Origin of the sequence: Candidatus Nitrosotenuis chungbukensis (genome assembly GCF_000685395.1) — an archaeon.
GTDB classification, from domain to species: Archaea; Thermoproteota; Nitrososphaeria; order Nitrososphaerales; family Nitrosopumilaceae; genus Nitrosotenuis; species Nitrosotenuis chungbukensis.
Genome location: NZ_AVSQ01000015.1, coordinates 43,458 through 56,404, shown reverse-complemented (window position 1 = coordinate 56,404; position 12,947 = coordinate 43,458). Strand labels below are relative to the sequence as shown.

General features: G+C 37.0%; 15 protein-coding genes. 9 read left to right on the top strand and 6 right to left on the bottom strand.

The features are described from left to right. Positions 1–196 precede the first annotated feature (196 nt). Entirely contained in the window at positions 197–1,135 is a 939-nt protein-coding gene (locus NKMY2_RS05185) for a radical SAM protein (RefSeq protein WP_238549774.1), read from the top strand. A 216-nt stretch (positions 1,136–1,351) separates the two neighbouring features. Here the strand turns inward: NKMY2_RS05185 and NKMY2_RS05180 are convergent, their stop codons facing one another. Continuing rightward, on the bottom strand, positions 1,352–1,588 hold the full coding sequence (locus NKMY2_RS05180; protein ID WP_042685503.1) for a DUF5661 family protein: 237 nt from the start codon (positions 1,586–1,588) through the stop codon (positions 1,352–1,354). A gap of 393 nt (positions 1,589–1,981) precedes the next feature. On the opposite strand from NKMY2_RS05180, the gene NKMY2_RS05175 reads away from it, so the two are divergent. Both NKMY2_RS05175 and NKMY2_RS05170 read left to right on the top strand, forming a co-directional pair. Further along, positions 1,982–2,416 carry a hypothetical protein gene (locus NKMY2_RS05175; RefSeq protein ID WP_157832455.1) on the top strand — a complete coding sequence of 145 codons (435 nt, stop codon included), beginning with the start codon at positions 1,982–1,984 and terminating at the stop codon, positions 2,414–2,416. A 296-nt stretch (positions 2,417–2,712) separates the two neighbouring features. After that, complete coding sequence (locus NKMY2_RS05170) at positions 2,713–3,666, top strand: MBL fold metallo-hydrolase (RefSeq protein WP_076613396.1); 954 nt, start codon at positions 2,713–2,715, stop codon at positions 3,664–3,666. Positions 3,667–3,861: 195 nt separating this feature from the next. Here NKMY2_RS05170 and NKMY2_RS05165 read toward each other — a convergent pair whose 3' ends face one another. Together NKMY2_RS05165 and NKMY2_RS05160 are read right to left on the bottom strand one after the other, a co-directional pair. Beyond that, positions 3,862–4,833 carry a hypothetical protein gene (locus NKMY2_RS05165; RefSeq protein ID WP_157832454.1) on the bottom strand — a complete coding sequence of 324 codons (972 nt, stop codon included), beginning with the start codon at positions 4,831–4,833 and terminating at the stop codon, positions 3,862–3,864. A 361-nt stretch (positions 4,834–5,194) separates the two neighbouring features. Next, complete coding sequence (locus tag NKMY2_RS05160; RefSeq protein WP_042685496.1) at positions 5,195–5,911, bottom strand: hypothetical protein; 717 nt, start codon at positions 5,909–5,911, stop codon at positions 5,195–5,197. 268 nt (positions 5,912–6,179) lie between these two features. On the opposite strand from NKMY2_RS05160, the gene NKMY2_RS05155 reads away from it, so the two are divergent. Next, positions 6,180–7,016, top strand: coding sequence for a thermonuclease family protein (locus NKMY2_RS05155; RefSeq protein ID WP_081781876.1), 837 nt, complete (start codon positions 6,180–6,182; stop codon positions 7,014–7,016). Positions 7,017–7,168: 152 nt separating this feature from the next. Here NKMY2_RS05155 and NKMY2_RS05150 read toward each other — a convergent pair whose 3' ends face one another. Then, the gene (locus NKMY2_RS05150) at positions 7,169–7,429 is read right to left on the bottom strand and encodes a type II toxin-antitoxin system RelE family toxin (RefSeq protein ID WP_042685494.1); all 261 of its coding nucleotides are present in this window, start codon (positions 7,427–7,429) and stop codon (positions 7,169–7,171) included. A 1-nt stretch (position 7,430) separates the two neighbouring features. Further along, positions 7,431–7,664 (bottom strand): hypothetical protein, encoded by a 234-nt coding sequence (locus NKMY2_RS05145; RefSeq protein ID WP_042685491.1) that lies wholly within the window; start codon positions 7,662–7,664, stop codon positions 7,431–7,433. A gap of 526 nt (positions 7,665–8,190) precedes the next feature. Between NKMY2_RS05145 and NKMY2_RS05140 the strand changes: the two genes are divergently transcribed. The 4 genes from NKMY2_RS05140 (at position 8,191) to NKMY2_RS05125 (ending at position 10,708) form a co-directional block, all read left to right on the top strand. Next, a complete protein-coding gene (locus NKMY2_RS05140) occupies positions 8,191–8,739 on the top strand; it encodes a hypothetical protein (RefSeq protein ID WP_042685488.1) in 549 nt (182 codons plus the stop codon). A gap of 196 nt (positions 8,740–8,935) precedes the next feature. Continuing rightward, positions 8,936–9,145, top strand: coding sequence for a type II toxin-antitoxin system HicB family antitoxin (locus NKMY2_RS05135; protein WP_042685485.1), 210 nt, complete (start codon positions 8,936–8,938; stop codon positions 9,143–9,145). Beyond that, the gene (locus NKMY2_RS05130; RefSeq protein WP_042685482.1) at positions 9,138–9,362 is read left to right on the top strand and encodes a type II toxin-antitoxin system HicA family toxin; all 225 of its coding nucleotides are present in this window, start codon (positions 9,138–9,140) and stop codon (positions 9,360–9,362) included. Before NKMY2_RS05135 ends, NKMY2_RS05130 begins: the two co-directional genes overlap by 8 nt. A gap of 491 nt (positions 9,363–9,853) precedes the next feature. After that, positions 9,854–10,708 carry a PKD domain-containing protein gene (locus NKMY2_RS05125; protein ID WP_042685478.1) on the top strand — a complete coding sequence of 285 codons (855 nt, stop codon included), beginning with the start codon at positions 9,854–9,856 and terminating at the stop codon, positions 10,706–10,708. A gap of 222 nt (positions 10,709–10,930) precedes the next feature. On the opposite strand, the gene NKMY2_RS05120 is transcribed toward NKMY2_RS05125, so the two are convergent. Continuing rightward, positions 10,931–11,380: a hypothetical protein gene (locus NKMY2_RS05120; protein ID WP_042685475.1), complete on the bottom strand. Its 450-nt coding sequence runs from the start codon at positions 11,378–11,380 to the stop codon at positions 10,931–10,933. A 133-nt stretch (positions 11,381–11,513) separates the two neighbouring features. On the opposite strand from NKMY2_RS05120, the gene NKMY2_RS10235 reads away from it, so the two are divergent. Continuing rightward, positions 11,514–12,821 (top strand): hypothetical protein, encoded by a 1,308-nt coding sequence (locus NKMY2_RS10235; RefSeq protein WP_157832453.1) that lies wholly within the window; start codon positions 11,514–11,516, stop codon positions 12,819–12,821. Positions 12,822–12,947: the final 126 nt, after the last annotated feature.

Sequence of the window (12,947 nt, the reverse complement as noted above, 5' to 3'; positions counted from 1 at the left end):
CTGAAGGGTCCCCGATGAATAGTCAGCGCAAGTTCGGCAGGTCTCGTGAACAGAACATGCAGCAAGATAATCGGAGTAGCTACAAAACTCCTTTCTTTATTTTATTTCCGCAATAAAATTAATCTATTTTCTTAAAAATATGGTTTAAGTATAGAAAGCGACCCATAGCATACTGGTCAGATCATAATTGGAAATAATGGGAAGAGGTCCTTTACAGATCATACAAGAGACACCACAATATTACCAATTATTGAAAAAATATCTTGGCTATAAGATCTTCAATAAGCGCAGTCCGATTTTTGGTTCAGTTGACATCATCAATGTTTGTAATTTGCACTGTACACATTGTTATTGGTGGCTAAACAGAAAGGAGGATACGGAACTCACCGTCAAAGACTGGAAAAAGATAATTGATGAAAAGTTCAAAAAACAGCACATATTTGTGATCACTCTGGTTGGCGGTGAGCCAATGATGAGGCCAGACATAGTTGAATTGTTTGTAAAAGAATTCCCAAAGAGAGTGTGTGTTGTTACAAACGGCACATATCCAATTCCACATTATCCGGAGACGTATTTTTACTGGGTATCAGTTGATGGGAATCAGCCAGTCCACGATAAAATTCGCGGTGATGGCGCGTGGAACAGAACTAGAAAGAATGTGCTTGATTACGTGAAAAAAAACGGGGAAAAAGCATGGAAAGATATTTGGATTTCAATGACTGTAAATTCGCAAAACTACCACACCATACGAGATGTGATTGAGGATTGGCACGATTATTCTAACAAGATTGGATTTCAGTTCCACACCCCATTTATGAAAGAAGATCCGCTCTGGCTTCCATTTGGTGATGTCCGAAACAAGGTAATAGATGAGATTCTAGATCTGCAAAAAGAATACAAAGACTATGTTGTAAACCCACCAAAAAACTTGGAATTGATGAGGAAGAGTTGGGGAGGAAGAGGCACTACTCCGATTGATTGCCCCACCTGGGGGATTCTTTCTTTAGATCATCGTGGACGAGAAAAGCACCCATGTTGCATTGGCAGTGCTGAAAAAGAATCACTCAAGCCAATATGTGAAGACTGCGGTCTTGGATGCTATTCCATTCTTTTGAATTCAGGACTGCGTGGATAATGCATTCAAATCCAAATAGATCGAAATTTGGAAGGCAAATCAGGTAAGATTTGGACTAACGGATTAAGCGGGCCCAAAGATCCCCTGAGGAATAGCCAGCGCAAGTTCGGCAGGTCTCGTGAACAGAACATGCAGCAAGATAATCGGAGTAGCTACAAAACTCCTTCCAATTTTTTATTTTAAAAATTTAAATTATTTTCTATATTTTATTTGATATTATTCATCTTCGATTTTCTTAAGTCTAGTATAGTAGTCAGGCAATTCATTCAGATGTGCCCATGCAATCTTACCGGTTAGAATTGGATCATTATTGGTCACGTTTGTTTTTGGGTTTGTTTTTCCATGTTCCAGCTCAACTTCCAGACCCATTTGGAATTGTTCAAAGTCAATTTTTGACCAGTCTATTCCTAATTCGTCACCTATTTTCTTTGCCTCTTCCTTTGAGAATACCATGCAGTTATTCCATAATCGTCTTTATTGAAGTTTGTTAATAAAATTTGAATCTGCTGAGAATCAATCAGCTTTCCATCATTGACGCTTTTTAAATCCCAATCCACTGCCAACAATTCTAGTATTATTTTTGGCCTACGATGCAAAACACACATCTAACTAAAACTATGAATAAAAAAAGTACCGACGATACATATTAGCAATAAAAAAGAATCAAAAACAGGATCGATATTATTTCGGTATTAATGTTAGGAGTCATTATGATTGCGCTCGCGTATAGTTATTACGCGGCCGCTCAATGGGATGCACAACAAGAATTTTTTCTTTCGAATGTGAGTAAGTATAGTATAGAGACTTCAAATGAGGAGTTAAAACAAGGGCGGTAATATGTCTCAGATGCCCTTATTCAATCGATATTATGATGCATTAATTGTAGATGAGCAGAGCCTCAGTAATTTCTACTATGAACGATTTAGCCCAGAGATGAGGGCAGCAGTAGATATGTGGCTTCAAACTGATCCTTTGAAAAACCCAGATGCCCCAGCATCTCCATTTACCATGAAAGAATACAGCAAAACACATGTTTTGCTGGCTCAACAGTTTGAAGAGAAGGCAGTCTTGGAATTAGAGAAAGCACGTAAAGCCAATAAAAATGCAAGCGATTATGTATTTTTATCAGTAATTTATTCAAGTGCATTATTTCTTGACGGTGTAATTAGTAGAACGCCTAACAAGAAGGCCAGCCAGATTCTTCTATGCATAACAGTTACCATAACCGTAATTGCTACCGCGATTCTTATTGTACTGCCAATACCTTCGTACTTATCTTAAACATTCTCCTACAAATCCTAACCCAGATCACACATCGTTCTCGAGGTTTGAGTCCGAAGGTCTGGTGCTGCTAGCGGTTTTCTGAAAGTTAGATCCTAGTTAGTGTGTTATACTGATTATTAATTTTTGATAAAGGTGCTGACTGCAATGAGTTTGAACCCATCAGATTTCCTAAACACAATTAGAGTTTATTGTTAATTTCGCCTTTCAGAATTTTGTATACTGAATCTAACGCAAAATATCCAGGTCAATTTTAGTTTTCAACTGTGAGAACCTTGTTGCCATTTAATATCAGAATGAGGATAATAGCAGATGTGATATTGAGGGAGACAGATAGAGTTGAAGTTACTTGTCTGGTTGATAATCAGGTAGATTTACTGTTAGCAAACACCCAAGTGGCACACCGTCCATCCATGAGGGAGAGTTGGTATGAACGACCACCAATAGCAGAACATGGTTTTTCGGTATCTGTGACACTCGAAATTAGCGGAACAAAGCGCCGAATACTGTTTGATTCAGGTCAAAGCCCGTGGACTGCCAATTACAATGTTGACGCATTAGACTTTGATTTGTCCTATTGTGAAGCAGTGATCCTAAGTCATGGACATGTTGATCATGCAGGCGGTTTACTAATGATCAGAAAAAAAATGACGGCACAAAGTATTCCATTGATTGCTCACGAACATGCATTCAGAAGCAGGTTATTCAAATTTCCAGACGGCAAGATACTGAATTTGCCGACACCGAATAAACCCCTTCTTGTTCAGGCAGGATATCAAATCGTTGAAAAAAACCATCCTAGCTTGTGGATCGATGATCGTATTCTTGTTACTGGTGAAATTCCAAGAACCAATAATTTTGAAAACGGACTTCCCGATCACTATTCAGAAAAGGATGGAAAAATGGAATCGGATCCGCTAATCAAAGATGATCAAGCCATTATTTTGAACATAAAAGACAAGGGACTTGTGATCGTTACAGGTTGCGGGCATGCTGGAATAGTAAACACCTTGAACTATGCAAAGAAACTAACCGATGAAGATAGAATCTATGCGGTTATGGGTGGAATGCACCTGACAGGTGGAATCTTCGAACAGATAATTCCCAAAACAGTTGATGAGTTGGAAAAACATAAACCAAAATTCATTATTCCCTGTCATTGTTCAGGTTTGAAAGTTACAAATGAAATAGCCAAAAGAATGCCAACTGCACTAATTCAGAACAGTGTAGGAACCAACTATGTCTTCTAAGTTATGTAGTTAAAGTTTAATGTCTTTTCCTTCATTTCTTTTTATTATTTCTAATATTTTTTTGTGAATGAGTTGAGATTTGAGCTTCATGTGATTCGGACTAAGTTAAAACGGGCCCGAGGGGATTGGTAACAATATTGGACTAATTTCAGATTCTATCAGCATGATTTTCGGTGAAAAAGATAGACAAATTCATTACACAGTCAATGACTGCGTATCGGTTTTACCATTATCTGTAGAAATTACAATTTTCACATTTCCCCCTGAAATAACATTATTTGTTAGTTTTATGCAAACTTTTCCAAGCTCGCCGCTGTTTAGTATCTTAGGATCCAAATTATCAGAGGTAATTCTATCTATCGTCCACTGGCCAGAAGAAATGCTTGTACTAGAACAATCATAAACTGCGCCAGGTTGTGGAGGAACCTGAAGCTGTGCCCAAGAAATATCACCAGATGTTCCAAGACCAACGTTGCGCGCTGTTGCGGTAAACTCGAGTCTTAGATTAGAATAATCTGTAATGGAGTTAGCTGCCGTAGCATTCAGGGTATGTTGTGCCAGCGTAAAAGATGAAGCAACGGTGCTATGTTTCCAACTATCTATGAGAGTCACACCCTGCATTAATCGGGTTGTAATATCTATATCGGATGTGCTACCACTCTTTCTGTAAACATAGCTAACTATGTGATTGCTTGATGTTTCAGGATCAATTACACTTGATAATCCGGCAGTCCAGATATCAGTCGTGGTAACAGGCGGGATTAGACTCAAGGATCGCGCATAATTAACGTCGTTTCTTACAGACTCGTTGATCTCATCATACAGAAATGTGTCATTATCTCCTCCCGACGCATCCTCCCAATTTCCCGGTGAGACATCCGAATTTGGCCTTGCAAATTGCAGACTGCCAGTACTGAATCCAGACTGTGCAAAAGCCTGTGCACTGTTGTAGATGAATTCTTCTGTTGTTGATGTCGAGATTCCACCGATATCGGCATCATATGTAACGAGTATTGTAAATTTATCAAAACTCCACAGTTTTTCAGTTCCATTTTCTGCCAAGCTGAAACTAACAAAACTACTTCCAGACGTCGCGTTTTGATATTTGATATCTATAATAGTTTTTGAGATAGAGTCATCAGTTTTTACGGATTCTGATCTCGACAAATAATCACTATAAATTGAATTACCAATGAAGCTATAACTGAATAACACAGCAAACAGTGCAATTGACGCTATGCCGCCTGCAATTGCGATACTCAGACCCATTTTAATGAAAAAGCGTTAATCACTAATGAAGTTTTAAGTTTAAAAAAATTATGAGATAGATGTGATTTCAGGATCATATACTGTGCCACAGGTTAACGTGAAAATGAGTTTTAGTATAAAACACAGATTCTGTTTTCTTCCATATTCAAACGATTTAAATTCAAAGAGGGATTCTTCGTGGATCTCTTGCTGATAGTTAGCGCAGTATTCCGCATTTTGTTAAATTTGAAGGGATCGGCATTCGCAAAATACTTGTTTTTTAATTTAGGTTTACCACAGTATTGACTATGTCCGGAACATATCTTTCTACAGTAAGTGTTGCACCTGTCGGAGTAATAATTTCTACTCGGATTCGGTCCTGTGTTGTAGGCCTATCGTCAGCGCCATATGCGATTGCAAGCTCTACACGTTCGTCTGTATCTAACACAGCATCAGTGTTTTTACTAACAGTCCAATAAACAATTGCAACTGTTTGAGACGGTAATGACTTGGTCACAGGATTTGTAACGCCGTTAGTAAATCCAGTGATTCCTGCGGCGCCAGCTGCGGTGAACGCCTCTGTTGCATCAACATATGTAGTGCTAGCAGGTAACTGTCCTTCGTAGATATTATCAAACGACTTGGAGTTACTACTGTACTTTACAGAAGCAGACGAAAGTTGCAGATTCATAGAATTACCACCAGGCACTATCTTAAACGGGACAACAGTTGCATTCAAGTATGGTGTTGAGCATCCTTTTGAGCTGGACGTGCAGCCAGTTCCAGTTACGATACCTGAGAGTTGTAATCCGCTGCCTGCACTATTCAACCCGGATTGTGATACAGTTTTTGTATTTTGTGTTGTAGACAAACCCATGTTCACAACTACAACTGCCAAAGCTGCCGATATTATCATGACCGCTATTAGAAATATTGCAGACTCTACACCCAATATCCCCCGATGGGATATGCTACATCCGCTTCTAACAAAAGCCATCAGTTTTGTATGTTGACGTAATCGCATATGATGACGTATGATCAGTATGAACAGACGTCGAATATAGGGCAGAACCACTAAAGAAACTGGCCCAGGTTCTCCGAGGAACAGTCAGCGCAAGTCCGGCAGGTCTCGTTAACAAAACATGCAGTAAGATCATCGGAGTAGCTACAAAAATCTTTTCTAAATTTTTTATTTAAAATAGTCAAAGGAGTTAATCAGGATTTATTGAAGAATCATTATAAGGAAATTAACTGTTCAAAAACCAATGCGGAAGGATATTCTAATTTCCACATTATTCTTAGCAGTAGGAATCACTATCGGTTCATCTCTATTCGCTTTTAGTGAAGAAGTGCTAATTCCATCATGGATAAAGAACACGGCAAAGTTTTGGGTTGAAGACAAAATCACCGATAAGGAATTTCTTAGTGCAATTCAATATCTTATTGACAAAAAAATTCTAACTGTGAGCGAACAAACAATACAACAACCAAAGTTGTCCTGCCTTGGCAATGGCCTGTGCCTATCTGCCAGAGTTGAAAGAATTGTAGATGGAGATACAATATACATCCAAGGATACAAGGTTAGACTTTCTTTGACAAACACCCCTGAGATAGGTGAGGCGGGGTTTTTTGAGGCATCAGAATTTACAAAGAAATTGTGCCCAATAGGCTCAACTGTAGTTATTGATCAGGACGACATGCAACCATACGACGCATATGGTAGATTGCTTGGAAAAGCGTATTGTGATGGAAAATTGCTCAATTCTGAATTGCTATACAACGGACATGCAAACATTTTGACTCAATATTGCTCAACAAGCGAGTTTTCAGGAGAAGCATGGGCTAAAAAATACGGTTGTGAGATGAAATCTCCAGAAATAAAACAACAAGTACCAAAGGTTAGCCAACCATCCACCACACCAACGCCAGTACCCACACCTACAAAAGAAAACAAATGTGATCCTTCCTATCCCGATGTTTGTATTCCTCCTTATCCACCTGACTTGAATTGTGGCGAAACTTCATATAGGAATTTTAGAGTATTGCCACCAGACCCACACAGGTTTGATGGAGATAAAGACGGCATAGGTTGTGAGAGCTAACTGATTTTCGGTTCGGGACTCGGACTGACAGTTAAAACGGGCCCGAAGAGATATTAACAATTTGGACTAGAGGCAGTTCTATTCTTTAAAGGAGTTTTGTCCAATAATTGATTCCCCAGGTTTTGTAAATAAAGAGAATCAATTTTCACACTTTACCGGTATTTCTTGTAAATTTTTCCCCTATGATCAGTTTCTATGACAAAGATTATCATTTTGCTTTGCTGTAAATCCAGAATAACTCTGTAATTACCTACCCGTAATCGGTAAAACGGTGAGTTTGTTAGTCTGGTTATTGCTTTGAACGGATCTTCTACGCAGTCTAATACCGAATCATAAATCTTTTGTACGTTTTTTGTATCAATTTTTTCTAATTGTTTGACAGATTTCTCAGACCAAATGACTTGCCATGTCATTCTATTTTAATCCTAATTTCTTTTTGACTTGTTCTGAGGTATACACACGCCCTGCTTTGATATCGGCAATACCTTCCTCAATGTTTTTGATTACTGCCTTGCTCAGGATATCGTCTTCCTGGGTAATTTTTAAGAGTCTGGCAATTACTGATTCATAGGTTTCTCCAGGGTGATTCATTTGCTTTCTGAGATCATTTTTGATTTTTTTAGAAAGCTTTATTGTGCTTTGTTCCATAGTATACCACTCTATACCACAGTATAATATAAAAAGTACTCATTATTTGAATTAAAATTTATCTAATTCATATAGAATGTGCATTTGTAATTAGTTGAGCAAATGGGCATAATTCCCAGCCTGATTTTGATCATTACACAAAATCAATTTAATAAAAAACACTAAGGTCAGCAGTACCTCGGGACATTGCCAAACGGCAAAACTGTCATCAAAAATCAACAAGTCCAGCATCCAGAAGATAACCAGATAAAGATTTTTGAGCCACTTTTCACAACAAAGCAAAAAGAAACTGGTCGTGGGCCATTACTTGCAAAAATATCGTGGAGCAGTATTATGGAACAACACCGGTAAAGAATAATCAGACTACATTTACAATGGATCTTCCAATCACATCGTAATTGACATTTAACTGATATTGTTTTTAATAAAAATGCAGAGACTATCTAGAGAAAGGTTATATAATTAATTTGAAATTTTCCAAGAAAATTTTATAAACATTATAAATTACAACAGTGTTTCAAACATAATGACTTCCAAACAAATGATTGGAGCTTTAATCGCAATCGTTGTAGTCTCGCTCGTAGGACTCAACACTGCCATGGCTACAATACCCGGCCCGTCTTATCTAGTAGTTAGTGCCTACTCTGCAGATTCACAAAATAGCAATCTAGCAAAACTTAGTGCGACTACTGGCGGCGACATTCCAAGAAAATCAACAAGCTTCATTAGCTCACACACAGTAGCTGGAATCGCTTGGGTTGATCTAAATACGGGTAAAGTATTTGTTGCTACAATCCACCCAACATTAGGAAGAGACTCTAATCAAAATCCAGATTCATGGCATACACATGCTGCTACACTCACAGGTGGAGCAGGCTCTGCTGACTTTTGTGTTGCATCGATTGACTCCACACCAACTGCTGGAATTTCAATTAAAGGTGACACAATAAGCATCAATGCAAAACAATCTGATCTTCCATTTTCTATATCTGATGTAGATGGTGCAGTAGGTTTTGTAATTGATCCAGAAACAGCATGTACAAGTGGATTAGGTGTTAGTGTTTTAACACCATAATCATTCTTTCTTTTTTATCCAGATCAGAATTTATTTATTCAAAATTGTCATCAAAAATCAGCAGGGCTCGGACTGACAGTTAAAACGGGCCCGAGGGGGTGCAGGTAAAAATTTACTCGCACCCTAGAAATTGTTCGTCAGATTTCATCCGTAAGCTTAAGAGGGCTTAAATAAGAAAACACCGTATCTGACTCAGATGAAGTACAGAATAACACTGCAAAAAGACGAAGATGAAATGTATGTTGTAAAATGTCCAGCATTACCAGGCTGCATCTCACAGGGAAAGACAAGAAACGAAGCGTTGAGCAACATCAAAGATGCAATAGAAGGCTATCTTCAAAGCCTGAAAAAACACGGTGAGCCGATTCCTCCAGTAGATGAGGAGTTGGTAGAAATCAATGTCTAAACTTCCAGTCATATCTGCATCAAAACTAATCAAAATATTATCAAAATTAGGATATTATACAGATCATCAAACTGGAAGCCATATCATATTAAGAAATAACAAGGCGCCTTTTCGAAGACTCACAATACCAAACCATAAAGAAATCGCAAGGGGTACGTTAAATGCCATAATCGAAGATGCAGACATGACAAGAGACGAGTTTTTGTCTCTGCTGTAGAGGTTAAGAAAATGAAGCAAGTGGAACTCGGACTGACAGTTAAAACGGGCCCGAAGGTTCTCTGAGGAACAGTCAGTGCAAGTTCAGCATGTCTCGTGCACAAAACATGCAGTAAGCTCATCGGAGTAGCTACAAAACTCCTTTCTAATTTTTTTATTTTTGATGATTTGGGAGTAGATTTGAAATCATTCAGTCAAGATATTAGACCCATATCTTCTGTGAATAAGTAGATGTAGGAATAGCGAGAATTATCAAAAGCATCAAACAGACAAGTATTGTAACATTAAACAAAATTAATTCAAAAAGTTTGAGTATAAATAACTCAAAGCATTCTACCGATTCTTTAATCTAATCTTCATATTTTTGAAAGGAAGGTACGAAATCTTCAACGTCCAACCACATTCTCACATATCATGTAATGGAAAACAAATTTGTATTTAATCGGCAACCTTATGGATTTCTTTTTAATCTAGTAGAACAATTCACTATACATGTCTCAACTACACCTTCAAGAAAGTTCCACCACTGCTTATTTGCCTAAGCCAATGTTTGGATTCTATCTGACGGGCGTTAATATTAAGCCGTTAAAGATGTGGCATTTTGGGAAAAAAGTTATTGGTCCAGTCCATAATCTCATTTATAATTATGATGACTTTTCAGAAGGCTCTCATAATGTTCGTGTGGACATAGTAATAATAGGACCTGATGGAAAATTATCTGTAATTGGATCGAGTAATACTGTCCCAATCACCGTATATCCACAAAAACCGAAATTCCGTGTGTCTCAGACGGCAGCCATCATATACAAGAAGAATCATGTAGGGATATCTCTTTCAACTACATTAACAGGAGATCAAGAAAGATACTCATCTGGAGATGAACAGATTACTAAGTGGACGCCTAAGAACTTAAATCACTGGTTCAGATACGAAAAAGCAAGATCATCCTCATACCGAGGAAAAGTTGAGATTAGTGGTTTTAATGGGGATGTCAAGTATATCGATACACAGGACTTTAATGTGCTTGTTTGTTCAAATGATATTTCCGGTTCAATAGATATTCAACCAAAGGATGATAATCATCCAGGCATACCTGACGGGGCATACGCAACAAAAAGGAAATTAACTTTTTTAGCAAATATTGGCCAACTGGGAGAATCTAAGGTTTATGATGTTTTTTGGGACTTTGGCGACGGAAAACCTGGGAAACCCGGAAAACAAGTACAACATGAATATGTAGACACGGGAAACTATCCGGTAAAATGTACCGTGAAACTCATGGTAGAAAACTCTCCATCTGTTCTTATTTTATACAAAACCGTAATTATTATGGATCCGATAATCTAGTTTGAATTGGCTACTGTCTGAATCTCTGAAGGGTTGAGTCCTGTAAGATTCGGACTGACAGTTAAAACGGGCCCGAAGGTCTGTGTGCTACTAGCGGTTTTCTGAAAATTAGATCCTAGTTAGTGTATGCAATACTGATTATTAATTTTTGATAAATGTGCGGAACGAAATGGATTCATGCCCACATAGTTCTATTTTAGGTTCCACATTCGTCAGTTTCGTTTAAAAAGAATTATCTTTTTGACTTTTAAACCATTCATCATCATTTCGATAAAAATTCCAATTGCGTCGGATACTTTCCAGATCAGAAATTTCATGAATGGGTAATTCTTTAAAGTTATCAGGATTTCCAAATCTAATGGCTTTGTGTTTTTCAAGAGATAGAAGAAAATCCTCATCAATCCGAATAAAACTCCAAATTCTTTCTGCATCAATAAATGCAGTAACCTCTAGAAAATTAATGAAAAATGATTCTACTTCTGTATCATGCCTATTAAAAAAATCTCTGAGTCGAATAGCTTTGTAACCTTTAATGATTGCAAGCAAATCCTTGTCATCAACTTGAATTAGAGGTTTATCTTGATATATTAACCAACTATCAGGTTCCATTTCTCCTCTTTGGATCTGTTCCACATCCTTACGAAATTCCTCATATTCTTCATTGTACCGCATAAACGAATTCTGTAAAATCTGCGGTTTAAAGTCTATTTTTCTATAGGATGGTGATGGACTATCCTTAGAAAGTATACTTTAAGATCCAATAGATATTTTGATATTTATTATATTATAATTACTTCTTGATGATATGTCTGAAATCTCCACATGTGCATTATGTTTGCAAGAAGGTACATTAAGAGAAAGTCACATTATTCCAAAATTTGTTGGAAAATGGATTAAAGAAACAGGTACTGGTTATTTAGTTAGTGCTGAAGATGGTGCAAAACGTGTTCAAGACATTACTAAACTCCATTTACTTTGTGGGAACTGTGAAGAAAAGTTTTCAAAGTTAGAGAAATATTTTGCAGATAACATCTTTTTCCCTTTCCACAATGACAAAATTAGAACATTCGATTATGATGAAAATTTTGAAAAATTTATTATTTCATTAAGCTGGAGAGCCTTGAAGATCATAGGAGAAGATTTCAAGGAAGAAAACCCCAATTCTCATTTAAACTCATTTGTAGATAAAGCAGAAGTTCATTGGAGAGAATACCTAAATGGAACAGAAGAATCTATTGATAAATATGAAAATCATCTTGTATTCCTAGACTATGTAGATGATAACAAAAATTCAACGATAGATCCAAAATTTCATTGGTATACACTTCATTCTGTGGATTTTACAATAGTTACAGATGATAAAAGAGTATTTGTATATGTAAAACTTCCTTGGATGATTTTTGTGACATCTATACACCCCACATCCTTAGATGGATGGAGTGGAACAATTATCAAAAAAAATGGAAAAATTACAAACTATCAATCAATCAATGATGGAGGATTCACTCAATTTCTTTTAGATAGAGCCTCGCTTGCTCTTTATAGTTCATCTGGTCCAACCCCTGAAGTTGCTCAAAAAAGGCTGATTGGTGTAATAAAAAAAGATCCTAAGAAATTTCTTGAATCTAATACACTTCGTTCTATGATAGTAGAAAAAGATTTACTAAGAAAAAAGAAGATGGAGAAAATGCCAGAATCGGTAATAGGTTTAGTGGAGGAAATAATCAGACCAGCTATTGATAACCCGAATCTTGACAAAGCAAAAAATCAGTTTAATAAATGGAGTACAAGGCAGATTGCAGACAAAATAGCAGATTTGTCAAAAGAAGAATCTGATAAACTGCATATATCAATATTAGCTACTATTAGAATGTCAGGAATTCTCCAAAAAGATGAACAATTTACATTCACATCTAATTCTTTGTGGATGACATTTATGGTTACTCCTCACGCAACAAAAGAATATCAACAAGAAAAAATTGTAAAAGAGTTGAAGAGATTAAGACAACAAACTGATGATAAAATACCTTTGGCGGTTTTTTCATTTAACCCACAGAGAGGTTTTGAATCTGGATTTTTAATTCCCAGAAATGATGAAACTGATAACCAATAAAACATGATAAATTTGCTAACACATATGATATCTGAAAGAGTTTTACAAAAAAATCACGTACGAATCCTAAAGGTTCCAGCTCTGTAGAGTTCTAATTACTATTACAATACTGTAATTACTACGAGA

Bases quoted from the DNA above. Each gene is read 5' to 3' on its own strand.
- NKMY2_RS05185 (WP_238549774.1), top strand. From the start codon at position 197: ATGGGAAGAGGTCCTTTACAGATCATACAAGAGACACCACAATATTAC.
- NKMY2_RS05180 (WP_042685503.1), bottom strand. From the start codon at position 1,588: ATGGTATTCTCAAAGGAAGAGGCAAAGAAAATAGGTGACGAATTAGGA.
- NKMY2_RS05175 (WP_157832455.1), top strand. From the start codon at position 1,982: ATGCCCTTATTCAATCGATATTATGATGCATTAATTGTAGATGAGCAG.
- NKMY2_RS05170 (WP_076613396.1), top strand. From the start codon at position 2,713: ATGAGGATAATAGCAGATGTGATATTGAGGGAGACAGATAGAGTTGAA.
- NKMY2_RS05160 (WP_042685496.1), bottom strand. From the start codon at position 5,911: ATGGCTTTTGTTAGAAGCGGATGTAGCATATCCCATCGGGGGATATTG.
- NKMY2_RS05155 (WP_081781876.1), top strand. From the start codon at position 6,180: ATGCGGAAGGATATTCTAATTTCCACATTATTCTTAGCAGTAGGAATC.
- NKMY2_RS05150 (WP_042685494.1), bottom strand. From the start codon at position 7,429: ATGACATGGCAAGTCATTTGGTCTGAGAAATCTGTCAAACAATTAGAA.
- NKMY2_RS05145 (WP_042685491.1), bottom strand. From the start codon at position 7,664: ATGGAACAAAGCACAATAAAGCTTTCTAAAAAAATCAAAAATGATCTC.
- NKMY2_RS05140 (WP_042685488.1), top strand. From the start codon at position 8,191: ATGACTTCCAAACAAATGATTGGAGCTTTAATCGCAATCGTTGTAGTC.
- NKMY2_RS05135 (WP_042685485.1), top strand. From the start codon at position 8,936: ATGAAGTACAGAATAACACTGCAAAAAGACGAAGATGAAATGTATGTT.
- NKMY2_RS05130 (WP_042685482.1), top strand. From the start codon at position 9,138: ATGTCTAAACTTCCAGTCATATCTGCATCAAAACTAATCAAAATATTA.
- NKMY2_RS05125 (WP_042685478.1), top strand. From the start codon at position 9,854: ATGTCTCAACTACACCTTCAAGAAAGTTCCACCACTGCTTATTTGCCT.
- NKMY2_RS05120 (WP_042685475.1), bottom strand. From the start codon at position 11,380: ATGCGGTACAATGAAGAATATGAGGAATTTCGTAAGGATGTGGAACAG.
- NKMY2_RS10235 (WP_157832453.1), top strand. From the start codon at position 11,514: ATGTCTGAAATCTCCACATGTGCATTATGTTTGCAAGAAGGTACATTA.